Here is a 19,089-nt window from a genome sequence, read left to right as displayed (position 1 = left end):
ACGGGGCTCACCTCTTCCCATTCCGAACAGAGAAGTTAAGCCCGCCAGCGCCGATGGTACTACAATCGTGGGAGAGTAGGTCGCCGCCTTTTTAAGGTCTAATACAATTTGTGTTAGACCTTTTTTTATGTCCTAAAGTCAAGGGAAAAGAAATGATACCTTGTTGCTTTATGAAGAGGGTGCTACATAGAGTGGAGCGTAGAGACGCCGCTTTTTATGGTCTAATATAGATTAATGTGTTAGACTTTTTTTATGCCCTAAAGTCAAGGGAAAAGAGAGATGATACTTTGTTGCTTTATGAAGGAGAGTACTACATCGAGTGGAGCGTAGAGACGCCGCTTTTTTAAGGTCTAATACAGATAATGTGTTAAACCTTTTTTATGCCCTAAAGTCAAGGAGAAAGAGGGTATACCTTGTTGCTTTATGAAGAGGAAATCAAAGTATTGAAAAACAAAACTAGCCTAAAACATATACATACAGAATAGATTTTAGCGAAAGCGAATGAAGAAAAATACAAATGAGTTAAATAATTTGTAGAAATATAGTATACGTCCTTTAAATCAAAAAAATCCTGACTACAATAGTCAGGATTTTGAGGTTACATGTCTCTTAATGTTTCTTTTTAGGGGCAGATTGTCTAATTACCTACTTACTTTATGTTTCATTAAAATAAGAATGTATAGTATATAAACAAGATAAGTCCCCAAACTCCTACCTTATACCTAGTATGATATATCATTTTTTGTATTGAAAGAAACCTAATTCGCTTTTCGCGAAAGCGAAAATAAACTAAGTACTAGCCTACTTATCGTTTAAGAAGAAATGTAATCTTTATATTCTACAAAGAATTGCTCAATCTTATCCATGTTAGTATTAAAAAAATCAAATACTTGTGGCCATGTGTTTTTGTTATGAATACTTACACCGTCTAATTGAAGATAACAGCGAGAGATGAGTTTACCGCTAGGAAGTAAATAATGTTCTTCAAATTTAAGGTCTGAAGATACTTCTTCTTTAAGAATGTTTTTAAGACTTAGGAATTTATCAAAATAATACGTTCTGTAAATCTCGTCATTAGAAGTACTATCTATAGCTACGATTGCTTTTTTTGTATCAAAATCAAACTTTAGACTCACATCTTTAATCGCTGTATTATATAAAAGCCATTTTCTGGGATATCGTTTATCAAAAAATATCCAAAACTGTTGCCGTATTTCTTTTGACTGTTCTTTACTAAACATAAAAATAAATGTAGGTATAAAAAATGAGGATTCATTAGTTATGAATCCTCATATTAGTTATTTTAAACCAGTATAAAATGGTGTAGTTTATTCGATTACAGCTGTTGTAGTTCCTGTTCTTCCATTCCAAGACCAAGTTCCTGATACTGCAGCAGTACAATCATTATTTATATATGATTCAGCTATTCCAGCAATAGGAATTGCTGATGTATAGTTAAAACTCCAAGTAGCTTCTATACCATTAATCATAGAGGTTTGACCCCCTGCACTAATAGCATCTACTAATGTTGTAGGAAATCCAGGAAAAGGTGGTGGGATAGTAATATCAAGAATTACAGGCTCAGTAGTTGGTATAGCTATTCCAGCAGGAGCACAAGCCACAGCAGCATTTATATCAAAATCATCTGCTCCATTTATAACAAAAGGATCTGTAGATCCAGCATGGCTTATAGACATGGTTACAATTTCTTGTGATACTGCAGTACCGCTAATAGGAAATGGTACGCCAGGAACAGTTGTAGAAAATGGTGTAGATGTTGCTGTTGCAGGATTTGCGATTAAATCCCAATTTCCGAAAAATTCAATTTCATTACCTGTTTCTTCATAGGTTCCAATAAATACCAATGGATCAGCTCCTCTTGTACTTTTTACTAATGTAATATATCCTTCTGTATCTACATCATTCATAAACACATTAGATGCTTGTGGATTTGCGTAATCTTCAAAATTAAGATCAAAGCTTCCTGCTTTTCCTTCAAAATAGATAAGATTAGGATTACTCCTAGACTGAGGAATTCCTTGAAATTTTAATGTTTCTCCATTTATAAGCTCAATAATTGCTGAATGTCTAGTATCCATACCGTTATTGATATATATCTTACCGTGTAACTCTGAATTTTGATAATGACCAAATACACCTACATATTTTCCACGGGCAGAATTATCAAATGCAGTTGCGGCAACATGAGTTATAAGGTTTGAAATTTCAGGAATACTTTCGTCTATGGTTACTGTTTGATTGTCTTCGTTGTCAGTACTACAACTCATAATGAATAGCATAGCAAATGCTGCTATAAATAATTTTTTCCCCATTGTAATTGATTTTTTTAGTGAGGCTCTAAAATTAGATGATAAATTATTCTTAACAAAATTTTAGCCTCGTTATTACTGGGCTTAATAGTAAGAAAAATCCTATTTTATAGATAATATGCAATAATAAATCCTAATATAATAACTGCTAGTTTAGAAGCATTAAATTGATGATTTTTTGAGCTTTCAAATAGTATTGTAGTAGAAACATGAAGAAGTACCCCAATGACAAAGGCATTAATAGGTGTTTTATAAGAATCTAGAATAAAAGCTTGCTGGTTAATATAACTTCCTAGAGGAGTCATAAGAGCAAAACCTACTATAAATAAAATAGATTTCCATAACTTTATTTGAGAAGCCAGAAGGAAGGAAGATATAATGATTGCAATAGGTAATTTATGAACCACAATACCATACAACATATGATCATTTTCAGAAACAGGAAAGCCTTCTATAAGTGCGTGTATAGATAAACTTATAAAAAGTAACCAAGGAAAACTAGCGGTGTCTTTTTGGTGGGTATGTCCATGTTCTGCCCCTTTAGAACTAAATTCTAATAGAATTTGCATAAGTAAACCAGCTACTATAAAAATTCCAACGTTATGGTCTTGATTTATATAAACCTCTGGTAATGATTCAAAGATAATTGTAGATAATAAAAAGGCGCCGCTAAAGGATAGTAATAGATTGACTTTATTACTAATAGATGGTTTTAAAACTAGCGCAATTAAAAATCCAACTATAACGGCAAAAAGAGGTAATAAGAAAGCAGTCAAAGGTTATTTGTTTTGTACAAGTTTGAGTGGGTAAAAATACTGTATTTTTGTGGCATATGAATGGATCAAACCAAAACTTTAGAATGGTAGCCAAAACATTTTTTGGCTTTGAAGAAATCTTGGCAAATGAATTACGTAATCTAGGTGCTGGAAATGTAGAAATAGGTGTGCGTAATGTCTCTTTTGATGGAGATAAAGGGTTTATGTACAAAGCCAACCTTTGTTGTCGTACCGCTATAAAAATTTTAAAACCTATTGCAGAGTTTCGTGTCATGAATGAAGATGATTTATACCGTCGTGTTCAAAAAATGAATCTGCGATCCTTTATGAGTGTAGATCGTACGTTTGCTATTAATGCTACCGTAAGCGGTGATACATTTACGCATTCACAATATGTATCTTTTAAAGTAAAAGATGCGATTGTAGATAAATTTAGAAAAGAAGAAAAGACACGCCCAAATGTAGATACAAAACACCCAGATGTACGTCTTAATGTGCATATACAAAATAATTGGTGTACTATCTCACTAGATAGTAGTGGTGCTTCTTTACATCATAGAGGATATAGAACTAAAACGAATATAGCGCCTATAAATGAAGCTTTAGCTGCGGGATTAATTCTTATGAGTGGTTGGGAAGGTCAGAGTGATTTATTAGATCCTATGTGTGGTAGTGGGACCATGCTTATAGAAGCTGCAATGATAGCCGCTAATGTCCCTGCCAATTTAAATAGAAAAGAATTTGCTTTTGAGAAGTGGGATGATTGGGATCCAGATTTATATGATCTTATAGAAGCCTCTGCCCTAAAAAAGGTAAAGGATTTTAAATATAAGATTATAGGGTATGATAAGGCGCCTTCTGTGATTAGTAAAGCAAGAGATAATATTAAAAATGCGCAATTACAAGATTTTATAACCATTAAAGAACAAAACTTCTTTGATTCTAAAAAAGAAGGGAATGACTTTTTACAATTGGTATTTAATCCTCCTTATGGGGAACGACTCCCTATTTCTATGGAAGCTTTTTATGCAGAAATTGGAGATACACTCAAATCTAGCTATCCAGGATCACATGCTTGGTTTATTACTTCAAATATGGAGGCATTAAAACATGTAGGATTACGACCAAGTCGAAAAATAAAACTATATAATGGTAGTCTAGAGAGTAGATTTGTAAAATACGAAATGTACGAAGGAACCCGAAAAGCAAAGCACCAACAATCATAAACACGATTTTATCTATACTTAGATATGAAAAAAATAAAGGTTAAAAAGCGTCAGTTTAAAATAAAACTTCGAAAGAAAGTATTAGGGCATCATGCAAAAGGAGTTATTTATGACACTGAAAATGGAATGATACTAGCGCCTATAGATGATTATACAATTGGTCGTTATCTTGGTTTCAAAGGAGGATGGAATATTTCTGAAATCAAAGAGCTTTTAACGTATATCCATAAAGATGATATTGTATATGTTTTGGGAACTCATATAGGGACTCTTTTAGTACCTATAGGGAAGCAATGTAAGACCATTGTCGGGTATGAGGCAAATCCAGATACTTTTGGATATGTATCTAAAAATGTTTTAATAAATGATTTAGAGAATGCGACGCTTTTTAATTATGCCGTAGGAGATTCAGAAAAGAAAATATCTTTTTATAAAAATACACTTAATAGTGGTGGGAGTAAGATAAAACCTATTAAGGACAGTTATCTGTATTCTCATGATAATCCAGATACGGTCGAGGTAGATATGATACGTTTGGATGATCATATTAAACAGGAAAGCCTTCCAAAACCAGATCACATTATTGTAGATATAGAAGGGGCAGAGTATTTTGCTTTACAGGGTATGCAAGATGTCCTGACTGATGTTAAAATGTTATACATAGAATATGTACCACATCATCTTAAAAATGTATCAGGTGTTTCTAATAAGGAATTTGTAGCACTTATCCTTCCTCATTTTGATAAGGTTCGATTTGTGGGACAGAAAAAAGAAATAGATTTGCGTACTTCTACAGAGGAGTTTCTCTCTTTTCTGGATTCCTTATATAATAGTGAGACAGCAGATGATCTCTTATTTACCAAAGAAAAATAAGAGATATCCTTTATATGCTTTAACGCTACGCTCTCCCTTTTGGTCATGAACCTGCCTGACGGCAGGCAGGTCTTGCAAGCTCGATTTACCATTTCATTCTCCCTCCGGTCGTGAATCTCACAAGTTCGATTTCGCGAAAGCGTACAAAACAATACACTTTTTATTTTTTGAAAATAGGAATAAGGTAGGATAGTGTATATCCATAACCTACACCAAATTTACTCTCGTCTGTAGTTTTTCCAAATCCTGGAATATATACATTTTCAAATCCATCGGGTTCTGTTTCTGTAACTCTATTTTTGATTTGAAGATTAATTCCTAAATAAAAATTACTAAACAGTTCAGTTTGTATACCTAGTTGAAATTCTAACCAAGTGGCATTTAGTCCGTCAAATTCTCTAGTATCTGTGCGCACATCTTCTTCAAAGAATGTATTTGAGGTAGAAATTGTATAGGTGTTTAGTTCTTGAGTAAAAGTTGAAAAACCTGCACGAACACCTGCATAGATAAGGTTATTCATACCAAACCAATTATTATAGGCATTATAGTTAAATCCAGCTTTTATGTATGAACCTGAAGAAGTTACATCAATATTTGAAAATTCATCTACTGTAAATGTTTCATTTCCTAGTTCTGCGGCTACATAATAACGATTACTCACTCTAAAATCTCCTACAATCTCAAGACCACTATACTGATCGTCTAAAAGACTACGTACGGGTTTTGAAAGATCAACTCCTATACGTAAGCCATAGTACTGGACATTTTGTTGTGTAACATCTTTAGTAGCTGTCTCTGTAGTATCTTCATTTTCTTGAGCGCTAAGGAATGCACTCATAAAAATAATAGATAGGCTAATGAAAAATCTGGATATGTGCTGAAGTCTCATCTTCTACAGTTGTGTTAATTATTATTACATCTTGTATCCAGAATTCACCATCTTGGGAGCTAGGAGTTGCATCTAGCGCATCATATGTTATTCTAAAACCACATGCTTTACTTATATATTCTTCAATACGAACATAATTGATGCTAAGTCCGTCTATATTTTCAGGGGTTTCTAATTCTTCACTACCCGTATTTAGTACAAAGAGTAGATCCGTCTGATCTTGATTTGTACGCAGTGGTATAGAGACTGTAGAAGTGTTAAAAGGCGAGCCGTCTAATGTATCTCCATTTACTTCTCTAATCGTTAAATCTACGGGTGTCTTTGGTTCTGTTGGATTTTCAATGTCAAAAAAATCAATGATTAATAAAGGGGTAACGGGTGTGGCTTCTGCACATATATCGTCTCTTTCACAAGAAGAGAGCATGATACATCCCCAGAGTACAGTTCCTATTATAAATAAACGTTTTGTCATTACTCTGCTATTAATTCTGTTAGGATTTCTGAAGTAATTGCTCTACTAGGGCGGTATTCAAATCCAGATTTTACAATTTCCCCTTTTTTATTGATAATAGTATAGGTAGGAAATCCTTGTAAATTTATTTCTCTAAATATAGGATTGCTTTCTTCTTGTGAAAGGAAATAATGTTTTCCAGTCACTTTAAACTCGGCGATAGAAGGCTTCCATAACTTTTCATTAGATTGATGGCACAGATAAATAAACTCAACATCTTGTTGGAATTTTTCTTTTAGCTGTGGGGTACTTTGTTTGAACTCTTGCTTACAAGGTCCACACCAAGTTGCCCAGTTATCTATGTATATGACCTTTCCATTTGCATTTGAGATAATCTCTTTAAGGTATTCTTCTGGGTTTTCAGTCTGAAAGGATAATAACTTAGAGTCTTCTGGAAGTATAGGGTTTTCTAATAGGTTTTTTACTTTTAGATATTTGGCATTCAGGGGAGCTGAAAAATCACTGTCTGCAAACAAGTTTTCTATTTGGGTTATATTATCCTCATATCCTTTTATGGTATTGTTATTAAGTTCTCCTTGCAAAGCGGTTAGTGTAATAAGCTGTGCCATTAACTTATTGTCTTTGGCTATAGTATTGATTGATGTATAGAACACAGAATCTCTTTTTTTAGGTTCTCTCAAATCTTCTTGTGAAAGTTTTGATTGTAATTCTGTTCTAAGTTGATAGTAGTAATATTGTATATAATTTCTTGCGAGGGTGCTATTTGCTAGATCTTCTTTTGTAAAACTAGGAACTTTCATAGCATCATTAAAGTAATCTGGAGTTACATCAAGAAACTGTCTAGTAAACATATTATACAGTGGAGGATATTGTAATAAAGCAGCATTTTTCGCATACTTTTCCTCAACGGTTAGCCAGTTTTTAAACGTATTACTCAATTCATTATTAGAAGCAAAATCTTGGATTTTTTTATTTCGTTCTATGTATAAGGAGTCTAAGTATTTCTTGTAATTTTCTGGATTGCCTCTTTTTATTTCAAGTTCATTACGTGCATAATCAGGCTTAAATTCTTGATGAAATGCTATAAGATTTTTATTTGTCTGAACCGCATCACCGCTTATTTCAAGGGTATTAACAAAAGCTGTTTTATCAATAATACTACCATCCATTTTAAAATGGATACTATCTCCTGGAGATACTATAATTTCTAAGCCATTATTATGATAGAAGTAGATCTGAACGGGTGCGATAGAAGAAATATTTGTTATAAAATCGCCTGTTAGTGTATCTATAGAAGCTTTTAGTTCTCGATAATCACCGGCCATATAATCATGATATCCAAAAGATACTTTGTCTCCAAACTTAGCGACATCTAGGTTATCAATGTTTCCTGTTATAATAATATCTTCATTAGTTGTTTCAGAAGACGCTGTATTATGCTCAGGTTTTGATGTACATGAGAAGATGAGTAGTAAGACAATTAGAGAAGCACTTATGTTTTTATAGATCATGATGGTTTGTTTTTAAGCGTAGTTCTATCTTTTTTCTAGTAGTACTACATTTTCTACGTGATGCGTTTGCGGAAACATATCTACAGGTTGCACTTTTGTTACTTTATAGGTTTCATCTAGTAACGCAAGATCACGTGCTTGTGTTGCACTATTGCAACTTACGTAAACTACTTTTTGTGGCGCAATGTTTAAGATTTGTTTAACCACATCGGCATGCATTCCATCTCTAGGTGGATCTGTGATAATCACATCAGGGATTCCATGTGTACTTATAAACTGCTCATTAAATACTTTTTTCATATCCCCTACAAAGAATTCGGCATTATCGATATGATTGCGTTGTGCATTTTCTTTGGCAGCTTCAATCGCATCAGGAACTGCTTCTACTCCAATCACTTTCTTTGCTTTCTTTGCAACAAATTGTGCAATGGTTCCTGTACCAGTATATAAATCATATACAAGTTCATTACCAGTTAGTCCCGCAAAATCTCTTGTGATTTTGTATAATTCATAGGCTTGTGCAGAATTGGTTTGATAAAAAGATTTTGCATTGATCTTAAATTGCAATCCTTCCATTTCTTCAAAAATATGATCTCTCCCATGATAGCAAATTACTTCTTGATCATAAATAGTATCATTTCCTTTTGAATTAATTACATATAATAAAGATGTAATTTCGGGAAATTCATTTTTTATATAATCGAGTAGGAGTGTTCTTTGCGCAACATCTTCTTTGTAAAACTGTACGAGCACCATCAATTCTCCAGTAGATGATGTGCGTATCATTAAGGTACGCAATAACCCCTCTTGATTGCGGGCATTGTAAAATGCCATATTATTTTTGGTAGCAAATGATTTAATACCATTACGTATCGCATTACTTGGATCTTGTTGTAGATGACATTTTTCAATATCTAAAATCTTATCCCACATTCCAGCGATATGAAATCCTAGGGCATTTCGGTCTTCTATTACTTCATCGCTTTTGATTTGCTCCATGGTAAGCCACTTACTATCCGAAAAGCCAAATTCCATCTTATTGCGATAAAAATATTGAGAAGCACTTCCAGCGATAGGCGTTACTTCTGGGAGTTTTATTTTTCCTAAGCGAGTCAGGTTATTGACAACTTCTTGCTGTTTATACTCTAGTTGGTATTTATAGTCCATATGTTGCCACTTACACCCACCACATACTTCAAAGTGTTGACATTGTGGTTGTGTACGCTTTCGCGAAAGCGTATGAATATGTGTAGCCGTGCCTTCGTAGTATGATTTACGTTTTTTTGTAGTCTGTACATCTACGACATCGCCAGGTACAGCATTATTTATAAAAACGACTTTTCCGTCGGGTGCATGAGCGATTGCTTTGCCTTTGGCACCAGCATCTGTTACTTCAAGTTCCGTAAAAACTTTGCGGTTTTGTTTTCTTCTAGACATCACGCAAAAATAGCCTGTTTTTATGAAACAGGCTATATGAATTTTAGGATCATTTTTTCAATACAAATAGGTATTATGATAAAATGTATTTTGCTTTACCCCCCCCTAGGTATACTAACCCGCACAATCATTACTGCTACATCTTAGAGAAGAATTAGTTTTTTGACTTAAAGTATCGCTTTGAGTAGGATCAGTTGGACAATTATGAGTATGTTCGTCAAGAGTAGTTGTAGGTCCTTGTCCTCCCCGTATCATTGATAAATTCCAAGAGAGTTTTGCTATTTTAAATGTATCAAAAGATAATTTGTTTTTCATTTTTTTCATTTGAATATTAGCTTTTATAGTTATGAAATAAACATACTAGATTAATTTATATAACTGAAGTGAAAAATACCAGTATATGTCTTGATTTTGAAATATAGAGCTATAATCTATAATCTATGATCTATTAGATCTCTGGTTTTCATTGTTGAGAGACTTTATGTAGAAAGATGGGTAAATGCCATATGCTTTAAAAAAGTATTTAGAAAAAGATTCTGAGTTGCCAAATCCTGACTCGTTTGCAATTGTTTTAATGGTGTATTTTCTAAATATATGATCGTCTCTTAATCGCTCTAGAGCATAATTAAGGCGAAGGTTACGCAAATAAACATTAAAACTTTCGTTTTTATAGTAATTAAATGCCTTTGCAAAATATGGCCTGTTGGTTCCTATTTGTTGTGCTAGTTTTTCAGAATTCATAGCGTGATTTAAGAACTGTTGCTCTTTTTCAAATGCATCTAAACAATTCTTTACTTTAATAAATACTTTTTCTGGTAAATCTGGTTTTTCTTTAGATGATGTTTTCTTTAATCTTTTATTCAAACTGGATTCCTGTAATTGCTTGAAACGTCTTTTGTATTTATTTCTTTGAAAGAGTACATAGAATAAAACAATAAATGTGATGCTACTTATGCTATATAAAATAATCACTAATGTATTAGACTTTGAGTTTTGCTTTTCTAAAGTGGCAAAATCTTGATTGTATTTTTCTATTAGGGTAGGTAATTCATATTTATCTCTAATTTTATTATTTATGGATTTATAGTTTATATCTAGAATACTATCAAAGGCTATAATTTTTTTTACATAAATAAGTTCATTAACAACATCTTTACTTTTTTTGTAATAATCCCTTATATAATTATAAGAACCTAGTGTTTCTGGTAAAATAGAAGCTGATTTTTCAGTGAGAGAATCAACTTTAAAAAAGTATTGTAATGCTTTTTCTTCTTCTCCTTTTTTATGATACGCTTCTCCTATATAATGATATGCTAAAGCTATATTTTCTTTAAAGTTTACACGATTCATATAGTTTATTGCGGTCTTTAATTTTGGAGGTATATTTCCATTAAAATCATTACTTAGCTCATTAATGCCTTTAAGTAGTAAAAAATAATAGTAATAATTACTTTCTTTATTCTTAGTATCATTAGTAAGAAGTCCTAGGTTTATATATGTATTAGAAGTATCAATATGATGTAGTTTTCTATTTGCATTGGCTAGTCCAAATAGTATTTCATTATATATATCAGGATTTTTAGTTTTATAATTTACATCAACAGTTTCTTTCCAAATTTTTTTAAGAGTAGTTAGAGCTTTATTGTTTTCCTCAATTCTTATTTGCAACTCAGTTATACTTATATTGATACGTAAAGCTAGATTTTCTTTGTTCTTACCATGATTTTTTATGCTAGCTTGAATAAAATTTTCTAATGCTTTATCATATTGATATGTACTAACAAAGTAATACCCTTTTTGAAGATAAGCTATAGTAGGATAATTACTTTTCTTTACATCTGATGTTAGTGATATAATGGAATCATATAGATGAAGACTTTTATATTCTTTATCAATTAAGGCTCTGTAGTAATACCCATCTGCAATATGGTTAGTATCTTTTGTCTTTCTTGCTTTGATATAATAAGCTTCAGCATACCGTAATGCATTTATAGAATCTAAATCATTATAGTATGTTTCAAACCTTGAATAAATTGTTTTAAAGTCTAGTTTTTCTATTTGTTCCTGAAACTCTTCCTGGGCTTGGGAAGTAGTTATAAAAATGATAATACTTATAAAGATAAAAACCTTTCTTAGGATCATATAGGAGGGCTTAGTTAGAAATAAGCACATAATTCTTATCTCTTTATTTTGAGTTAAATAGAATATAAAAATAACTCTTTTTAAACAACTCTTGATTTTAAAAACAGAGACTCTTGATTTTGTAATCAAGATATGATATGCTTGTAGATTTCACTAAATCACAGAATATTTGAAGTGTTCAGAACAAAAATGATTTTCGAAAATTTTTAAAGTATCACTTATACTTAAGATAAAGTCGCGGTTTCCGAAAAGCGTATGAGTAGGTGAAAATCAAAATAAAACAAATGAAAAAAATATTTATAGTAATGTTGGCTGTTGTCTCGTTTTCAAGTTGTACTCAGGACGATACAAACATTAAAGATGAACAAAATCTTACATTAGATACAAGTTTCAATAGATCTAATAGTGCAAACCCATTAGAATATATTGGAGAGTTACATAACCTAGCACTAGCTAATGCTATAGAAACAAGAGACGATACGTATGAAGGTATGGTAATGTATTTATCTGATGTAATGGGTGAAGATTCTGCTAGTTTTGGGCAATTAGAACCATTAGGAATAGATATAAATTCAATAGCTGGAGATGGATATAACTACTATACTCATATCTGGGTAGAAGGATATATTGAAGATCGTGAGAAAGCATATTTAGGTGATCTTGAATTGGTTTTATCATCTGGAACTTCTAATGATGAATTTATCGCAAATACTGAAGAAATAGTAGGTAGAGTACTAAGTGATGAGCAATTGAGCGTTGATTCAAGAAATACACTTTTAGGTGCAATTTCACTTGCAAAACATTCTTATCTGTTTTGGGATCATCATGAGCAAGGGGGTAGAGCATCAAGAGCTAAAGGTAAGTTCTGGGCTGATGTAGGTGGTTTTATAGGTGGCTTTACGGGTTCATTAGCTTATAATAATAATAATGGTAACGGATTTGATGTTAACCCTTTCGGAGCTGGAGTAGCTGTTGGAGGATTTGCTTCTAAGCTTGCAGAAAAGGAAAAGGACTAATACGTATTTATTAGTTATTGTTGCAATAAAAAGCCTTCCTGATTTTTCAGGAAGGCTTTTCTTTTTAAAGATAATCTTCATCTTTATGTATTGTATTTGTATACGCTTTCGCGAAAGCGTATATTTTAATATTCCTACCTTAACATTATAAAATAGCTCTCTTAAAAATGAACCTATTTAAAATCCTGTCGTCTATAGTATAGAAAGTGATATGAAATCATCTAGAAAAATAGAAGACGCTTGGTTCGTAATTCGTTATTGTGAAGGTCATAAAAGTGCCATGGCTGTACTTGTAAAAAGGTGGCACAGGAAATTCTGTAAACAAGCCTACAGCTATGCTAATGATTTTGATATTGCCAAAGATATCGCGCAAGATGCATGGATTACCATATTGAAGAATATCCATACACTAGAGCATCCTGATAAATTTGGTGCTTGGGGACTATCTATAGTGACTAAAAAATCGATTGATTGGTATCGAAAAAATAAAAGAACTCTTGATAAGAAACAAGAGATTACCTCAAAAAATAATACGTCAATAGTAGAAGAAACAGCTATTCCAGAAAATCTACTCGTTAAAGAAAAACTCAGACGGGCTATCGCATCACTTTCTAAAGAACAACAAAGTGTATTAAAGTTATTTTATATAGAATCTTATGGTTTAATTGAAATAAGTGAGATTCTACACATTTCAAAAGGAACTGTAAAGTCACGACTTTATTACGCAAGAGAGAAATTAAAAACAATACTTAAAAACTAGAAATTATGAGAAAAGAATATGAAGAGATAGACCAGTTGATAAAAGAAGCCTTAACAGAAGAAGAAGCAAAGTTTTATGATGATTTAGATGAGCAAAACTTATTACAAATGTTTGGAGGGGTATTTATGGGAAAGAATAAATGGATTGTTATTATGATGAATATTGTAAATGTTATTGTATTAGGTTTTTTTGTGTATTGTATCATACATTTTTTTAAAACAGATGTAACTAATGAACTTATTAAATGGGCAGTTGCTGGAGTTTTTTGTATGTTAATGCTCTCTATGCTCAAGCTTTATATATGGATGCAGATGGATAAGAATAGTATTATAAGAGAATTAAAGCGATTAGAATTACAAGTTTCAACACTCTCGTCAAAATTGCATGAATGATTTTTTTCAACACTTAATTTTATTAAATTGCAAACTCTAAGGATGATTTCTCTCCTACGCTGAATTTTCGAGCTTTCGAAAGGATAAAGGTACAGCAGGAATTGCGTTTTTTTAATTTTAAATTTTTTTAGATTATGGCAACAGTTGATCAACTTTCGTCACAAGAGGCAATTGCATTAGAAGACAAATATGGAGCTCACAATTATCACCCACTTCCCGTCGTATTAAGTAGAGGAGAAGGTGTATATGTTTGGGATGCAGAAGGAAAGCGATATTATGATTTTTTATCGGCTTATTCTGCAGTAAATCAAGGGCATTGTCACCCTCGCATTGTAAATGCAATGACAGAACAAGCAAAAACACTTACCCTTACATCTCGTGCATTTTATAACGATACATTAGGACCTTATGAAAAGTATGTGACTGAGTATTTTGGGTTTGATAAAGTACTCCCAATGAATACTGGAGCTGAGGCTGTAGAAACAGCTATTAAGCTTGCAAGAAAATGGGCATATGAAAAGAAAGGAGTCGCAGAACATGAGGCTCAAATTATTGTATGTTCTAATAATTTTCATGGGCGTACCACCACGATTATTTCTTTTTCAAATGACGAAGATGCGCGTAAAAATTTTGGCCCTTATACACCAGGATTTATTAAAATCGAATATGATGATGTGCATGCATTAGAAGAGGCATTAAAATCAAGTAAAACAATTGCAGGCTTCTTGGTAGAGCCTATTCAAGGAGAAGCAGGAGTGTATACACCAAATGATGATTATATGCGTAAAGCACAAGCATTATGTAATGAACATAATGTATTATTTATTGCAGATGAGATTCAAACAGGTATTGCACGTACAGGAGCTTTACTCGCTGTTTGTGGAAACTGTACTTGTGAAGGACATTGTGAAAAGCAAGAGAGCTATGCGACACCAGATATTTTAATCTTAGGAAAAGCACTTTCAGGTGGCGCTTATCCTGTGTCTGCAGTACTTGCAAATGACCCTATTATGGAGGTAATTAAACCAGGACAACACGGAAGTACTTTTGGAGGAAATCCAATTGCTGGAGCAGTAGCAACAGAAGCATTAGAAGTAGTAAAGGATGAACACCTTGCTCAAAATGCTAGAACTCTTGGAAATCTCTTTAGAGAAAAAATGAATGAGTATATAGAAAATAGTACTATTGTAAATCTAGTGAGAGGGAGAGGATTACTCAATGCAATACTAATTAATGATACAGAAGATAGCTCGACTGCTTGGGATATCTGTATGTCATTACGAGATAATGGATTATTAGCAAAACCTACTCACGGAAATATTATTCGTTTTGCGCCACCTTTGGTAATGAATGAAGAGCAATTATTGGACTGTGTTTCTATTATTACAAAAACATTAAAAGCTTTTGAAAAGTAAACATAGGTTTCTATAAATTATAAATGACCGTCTGCATTATTGTAGACGGTTTTTTTACGCTTTCGCGAAAGCGTATACTATACGTTATAGCACCATTATTTATGGTGCTAGATGTACGAATGGCTCATAGGGGATATTGCGAAGAATCCAATATAGAAATACAATACCAACGACTATATAAGTAAAGTATGACTTATGCCCTAGATTGTAATAATATTTTGAAAAGTATTTTTTTGAGAGAAACGCATATACTTTTGAGATCATAATGATCGCAATAAGTACAATAACTATGTTATGCTTAAGAGCTTCTCCAATACGAAAATGTAACAAGTCATGCGTTGCTCTTTGGCTTCCGCATCCGGGGCAATGAAATCCTGTAGCCAGATTAAAAATACATCTAGGAAAAATCCCTTCGCCACTAGCAACTTCGGGGTCGTTATTATAATAATAACGCGCCACAAAAAATAGAGGTACCCCTAGTAAGAGATACCCGTATTTTATATATTTATATTTCTTGATTCTATTAATAATTGTATCCGCTACCTCCAGAGTTTATTGCCGCAAAAATCATAGCGCCGTAAAGAAGCATCATAACTCCTATAATTACAAAACCGCCTATAAGACCTATAAGTCCCCAAAGTTTTGCGTTTTTAGAATCACTTATGGCACCTTCATAATTTCCGCCTTCCCATTTTGCATTTACTTGAGCTGCATATATGATGCTTACAACACCAGTAATATTACAACATAAGAATGTTGTGACAATAGCAAGTATTAAATAGTTATTTGGTCTCTGAGGAATATTGTCAGATGTCATTGTTGATTGGTTTTCCATTAGTTATTAGTTTTCGTGAATATAATTTTCAATTTAAAAGAATATTCTGATTATGAAAAAAATAATACTAAAAAAAGGCAAATCATACGATTTGCCTTTAATAATTTAATACAAATAGTGTATTTTAAGAAGAAGGAAGTCCTAAATCCTCCATCATTTGTCTTTGTTGCTCCATATATGCTTCCCATCCACCAATTGCAATAATTTGATAGATAGACCATATTAATATAAGAGCACTTATTACTAACCCTATAATTGCAATAATTCTAGCCGTATTTAATTGACTAGCATTTGTATATATAGATGGGTCTCCACTAGCTTCTAATGTTTTCTTGTCTTTATTTGCTAAGAAAAGTGCTATTCCAGAAAAGAGAACACCTCCAATTCCAGAAGAACAGCAACATGCTATAAAAGATATAATTCCTAGTACAAGTGATATCGTTACATTAGGTAATTTTTGTTGTTCCATAATTTGTGTTTTGATTAATTAGTTAATTTAGTGCGTAATTTTGATCAAATAACTTATAATGATCGTTGAGACCGTTAATATAGCTAAAAAAATAATAGTTTTATTAGCATATTTAATAGTAAAAAAATGATTGGCTATTAAAAAACCCAGGAGCGCTATCAAAGGATAGATTCCTGGGTACATATAAAATGCTTCTATAAATTCACCTTTTAGAAGTAATGCTACAGAGCGTTGTATTCCGCAACCCATACATTCATATCCAAGATACTTTTTGTTTAGGCATGGTAGCATATATTCCTCCATAGGGAATGCTATTATCGGTTAGTTACGTTTATTTTACGAGCCTTTGTCAGTCCGTTTTCAGTGCTGAATGTGACAATATAAATTCCCGCACTTAAATTGCTAGTTGGGAATGTAAATACATCACGATCACCTAAATCTTTTCCTAAGAATATTTGTTTTCCAGTCATATCAAATAACATAACATTAGTTAATGCGATACGATTAGGGTTTCTTATTTCTAATTGGCTTGCGTTATTATTTTGGAAAATTATAAACGATTCTAATATACTTTCTGAGATCACAACTTCATCTACACTTAATGTTTCATCATCATCATCATTAGTGTTAGTGGTAGTATCTTCTTCTTCCTCTTCTTCTTCCCATTGAGTGTCTTCTTCCCATTGAGTATCGTCATCATCGTCATTAGTTTCATCGTCATCATCGTCATTCGTTTCATCATCATCATCGTCATTCGGAATTGAAGTTCCTTCTTCTACTTCCCTTGTAAAACGAATTTCAAATCTTTTTGGGTAGTTTCCGGCTGGTAGTTGTAAAAGAACGCTTTCTTCTTGAATATCATAATACGTTTCAGAAACAGTATCAAATAAAAAGATTCCTTCGTAATTAAAATCTCTTACATCTCTAGCAATAAATCTAAATTCAGAAGTTGTTTCTGCGTTTATTGCTAATGTTAGTGCTTGATATTCATCATCTGGAACTGCATTGATTACATATTGCTCTTCCTCATTAATTGAAAAAGTAACATCTGATTCTAATATTCCAGCAGCTTTACCATCCATAGCAACGTCATAACCTCTAGTTGCATGATCAAGAATTCCTACTCCAAGTTCACGACCGTAAGTATCATTGATGTTAATCCCGATTTTAAATTGAGAAAATGTAGGAAAGTTGTTTATATCTTCATAATAAGTACCAACACCTATAGCTTCAACAACTTCATTTTCAGAAGTGTTTTCACTACTTCTAAAATCAGAATTATTTCCTTCTTTTACAAAGATTCTCATATCATTTGTAAAAGTAAAAGTATCTGTTGTTTGGGTAGCAGATCCTGTTACCATAAACCCTTGTCCAATAGGAGAAAATCTTCTGTCATAATCTAGTCCAACGACACCAGTTTCAGATCCTACAATAGGATTACCTGCCTCATCATACATTAGAAATTGAGCAGCTACATACATTCCATCTGTTGCTAATAGTCCCATTGGAGAATACATTCCATAACCAGCTTGATACTCTTCTATAAAGTGTGTTTGTGCTGTTGGGTCACTATCCCAAAAATACGCTACTCCCTCTGTTACATCTGTACCAGTAAAAGTTACTGTGTTTCCACTAGGTAAGGTTTCTGTAGTGAAAGTACCTGAGTTTGAATTCAGTAATAAGAAATAATTTAAGTCTAATGCAGAAGGGTATGGGTTTCCAGTGATTGTTTGTGTATCTGGAAGTACTCTAGCAGTAATTGTACCACTATTAGGTCTTCCTCTAAAATCAATACGTTGTCCTAGACCATCTCCTAATACACCTAAGTTATTTGCTACCCCATCACCAGCATCTGTAGCATCTACTCCAGATACACCTTTCATAGTAAATCCTAAACCAGCAGGTAATGTACCTGTGCTTTGTACAGGGATGAAATCTGCAGTAGCGTTTCCTGCTTCATATCCATAAATCCAGAAAGAAGCGATATTTAATAAGTTAGGGCCAGCAGTACCATTAAGACTAGGTCCTATTAAGGCAGGGTTACTTGTTGTCTCTGGGTTTGACCCTGCAGGTACATAAAATACTTGCTGAGGTATACTTACACCTCCCGAAACAAATGACGGTTGAAATGCAAACAAGCCATTTCCATCTGGAGTAACAGAACCAGAAGATAGATAAGATAGACCTACAGGCGAAGCCCATAAGTTATAATCATATTGATTGGTAGTACCTTCTTGATATAAAGAAACAATACCTGTTCCTTTATTAAGCTCGTCAGAGCCAGTAGAAGTTCCTTGTAATAATTGCGATTGATTACGTAATAATATGTTAGGAATACCAACATTGTTGATACCTGTTACATTATTCGTTTCTAATTCTACGTCTTTGTCTACGTAAATAAATGTATCATTTACATAAATATACGAAGCATCAGTTGCACTAGGTTGTACATACAACTGAGCGTTTGCTGTAACACTTAGGGCAGTTAGTGCTACAATAAGTAGGTTTTTCATAATGTTTTACTTTAAAAACTCAAAAACAAATTT

20 protein-coding genes and 1 rRNA gene are annotated in these 19,089 nt (G+C 32.9%); 7 read left to right on the top strand and 14 right to left on the bottom strand.

All coding sequences use genetic code 11. The annotated features are described in order from the left end of the window. A 5S ribosomal RNA gene (rrf, locus tag CHB80_RS16575) occupies positions 1–92 on the top strand; the annotation flags it as partial. A 720-nt stretch (positions 93–812) separates the two neighbouring features. Here the strand turns inward: rrf and CHB80_RS16570 are convergent. From CHB80_RS16570 to CHB80_RS16560, 3 genes are all read right to left on the bottom strand, one after another. Further along, complete coding sequence (locus CHB80_RS16570) at positions 813–1,241, bottom strand: DUF4268 domain-containing protein (protein ID WP_089372613.1); 429 nt, start codon at positions 1,239–1,241, stop codon at positions 813–815. An 87-nt stretch (positions 1,242–1,328) separates the two neighbouring features. Next, the gene (locus CHB80_RS16565) at positions 1,329–2,333 is read right to left on the bottom strand and encodes a hypothetical protein (RefSeq protein WP_089372612.1); all 1,005 of its coding nucleotides are present in this window, start codon (positions 2,331–2,333) and stop codon (positions 1,329–1,331) included. Positions 2,334–2,437: 104 nt separating this feature from the next. Continuing rightward, entirely contained in the window at positions 2,438–3,106 is a 669-nt protein-coding gene (locus CHB80_RS16560; RefSeq protein WP_089372611.1) for a ZIP family metal transporter, read from the bottom strand. 56 nt (positions 3,107–3,162) lie between these two features. Between CHB80_RS16560 and CHB80_RS16555 the strand changes: the two genes are divergently transcribed. Both CHB80_RS16555 and CHB80_RS16550 read left to right on the top strand, forming a co-directional pair. Next, the gene (locus CHB80_RS16555; protein ID WP_229746940.1) at positions 3,163–4,332 is read left to right on the top strand and encodes a THUMP domain-containing class I SAM-dependent RNA methyltransferase; all 1,170 of its coding nucleotides are present in this window, start codon (positions 3,163–3,165) and stop codon (positions 4,330–4,332) included. Positions 4,333–4,356: 24 nt separating this feature from the next. Next, the gene (locus CHB80_RS16550) at positions 4,357–5,205 is read left to right on the top strand and encodes an FkbM family methyltransferase (RefSeq protein WP_089372610.1); all 849 of its coding nucleotides are present in this window, start codon (positions 4,357–4,359) and stop codon (positions 5,203–5,205) included. 160 nt (positions 5,206–5,365) lie between these two features. Here CHB80_RS16550 and CHB80_RS16545 read toward each other — a convergent pair whose 3' ends face one another. The 6 genes from CHB80_RS16545 to CHB80_RS16520 all read right to left on the bottom strand — a co-directional run bounded on the left by CHB80_RS16545 (position 5,366) and on the right by CHB80_RS16520 (position 11,656). Next, positions 5,366–6,043 carry a DUF6048 family protein gene (locus tag CHB80_RS16545; protein ID WP_089372609.1) on the bottom strand — a complete coding sequence of 226 codons (678 nt, stop codon included), beginning with the start codon at positions 6,041–6,043 and terminating at the stop codon, positions 5,366–5,368. A gap of 16 nt (positions 6,044–6,059) precedes the next feature. Next, positions 6,060–6,566 carry a DUF6452 family protein gene (locus CHB80_RS16540; protein WP_089372608.1) on the bottom strand — a complete coding sequence of 169 codons (507 nt, stop codon included), beginning with the start codon at positions 6,564–6,566 and terminating at the stop codon, positions 6,060–6,062. Beyond that, positions 6,566–8,077 (bottom strand): TlpA family protein disulfide reductase, encoded by a 1,512-nt coding sequence (locus CHB80_RS16535; protein ID WP_089372607.1) that lies wholly within the window; start codon positions 8,075–8,077, stop codon positions 6,566–6,568. Before CHB80_RS16535 ends, CHB80_RS16540 begins: the two co-directional genes overlap by 1 nt. 24 nt (positions 8,078–8,101) lie before the next feature. Beyond that, positions 8,102–9,514, bottom strand: a complete 1,413-nt coding sequence (gene rlmD / locus CHB80_RS16530; RefSeq protein ID WP_089372606.1) for a 23S rRNA (uracil(1939)-C(5))-methyltransferase RlmD — start codon at positions 9,512–9,514, stop codon at positions 8,102–8,104. Positions 9,515–9,628: 114 nt separating this feature from the next. After that, the gene (locus CHB80_RS16525) at positions 9,629–9,838 is read right to left on the bottom strand and encodes a hypothetical protein (protein ID WP_089372605.1); all 210 of its coding nucleotides are present in this window, start codon (positions 9,836–9,838) and stop codon (positions 9,629–9,631) included. A 114-nt stretch (positions 9,839–9,952) separates the two neighbouring features. Further along, positions 9,953–11,656, bottom strand: a complete 1,704-nt coding sequence (locus tag CHB80_RS16520) for a helix-turn-helix domain-containing protein (RefSeq protein WP_179218198.1) — start codon at positions 11,654–11,656, stop codon at positions 9,953–9,955. 284 nt (positions 11,657–11,940) lie between these two features. On the opposite strand from CHB80_RS16520, the gene CHB80_RS16515 reads away from it, so the two are divergent. The 4 genes from CHB80_RS16515 (at position 11,941) to rocD (ending at position 15,239) form a co-directional block, all read left to right on the top strand. After that, positions 11,941–12,672: a hypothetical protein gene (locus CHB80_RS16515; RefSeq protein ID WP_089372603.1), complete on the top strand. Its 732-nt coding sequence runs from the start codon at positions 11,941–11,943 to the stop codon at positions 12,670–12,672. Between the two features lie 211 nt (positions 12,673–12,883). Further along, the gene (locus CHB80_RS16510) at positions 12,884–13,432 is read left to right on the top strand and encodes an RNA polymerase sigma factor (protein ID WP_089372602.1); all 549 of its coding nucleotides are present in this window, start codon (positions 12,884–12,886) and stop codon (positions 13,430–13,432) included. A gap of 5 nt (positions 13,433–13,437) precedes the next feature. After that, positions 13,438–13,824 (top strand): DUF6768 family protein, encoded by a 387-nt coding sequence (locus CHB80_RS16505; protein ID WP_089372601.1) that lies wholly within the window; start codon positions 13,438–13,440, stop codon positions 13,822–13,824. A 134-nt stretch (positions 13,825–13,958) separates the two neighbouring features. After that, positions 13,959–15,239: an ornithine--oxo-acid transaminase gene (rocD, locus tag CHB80_RS16500; RefSeq protein WP_089372600.1), complete on the top strand. Its 1,281-nt coding sequence runs from the start codon at positions 13,959–13,961 to the stop codon at positions 15,237–15,239. A 99-nt stretch (positions 15,240–15,338) separates the two neighbouring features. Here the strand turns inward: rocD and CHB80_RS16495 are convergent, their stop codons facing one another. The 5 genes from CHB80_RS16495 to CHB80_RS16475 all read right to left on the bottom strand — a co-directional run bounded on the left by CHB80_RS16495 (position 15,339) and on the right by CHB80_RS16475 (position 19,056). Beyond that, positions 15,339–15,698, bottom strand: coding sequence for a DUF2752 domain-containing protein (locus CHB80_RS16495; protein WP_218823095.1), 360 nt, complete (start codon positions 15,696–15,698; stop codon positions 15,339–15,341). Between the two features lie 64 nt (positions 15,699–15,762). Further along, a complete protein-coding gene (locus CHB80_RS16490) occupies positions 15,763–16,074 on the bottom strand; it encodes a CD225/dispanin family protein (protein ID WP_218823094.1) in 312 nt (103 codons plus the stop codon). A 124-nt stretch (positions 16,075–16,198) separates the two neighbouring features. Next, on the bottom strand, positions 16,199–16,543 hold the full coding sequence (locus CHB80_RS16485; protein ID WP_089372597.1) for a CCC motif membrane protein: 345 nt from the start codon (positions 16,541–16,543) through the stop codon (positions 16,199–16,201). A gap of 27 nt (positions 16,544–16,570) precedes the next feature. Further along, entirely contained in the window at positions 16,571–16,834 is a 264-nt protein-coding gene (locus tag CHB80_RS16480; protein WP_308489919.1) for a DUF2752 domain-containing protein, read from the bottom strand. 23 nt (positions 16,835–16,857) lie between these two features. After that, the gene (locus CHB80_RS16475) at positions 16,858–19,056 is read right to left on the bottom strand and encodes a T9SS type A sorting domain-containing protein (protein WP_089372595.1); all 2,199 of its coding nucleotides are present in this window, start codon (positions 19,054–19,056) and stop codon (positions 16,858–16,860) included. Between the last annotated feature and the right edge of the window lie 33 nt (positions 19,057–19,089).

The sequence above is a fragment of the Dokdonia pacifica genome (assembly GCF_900188275.1).
Lineage (GTDB): Bacteria > Bacteroidota > Bacteroidia > Flavobacteriales > Flavobacteriaceae > Dokdonia > Dokdonia pacifica.
Note: the sequence above shows the minus strand (reverse complement) of the source record. Positions and strands in the feature narration are given on the sequence as shown.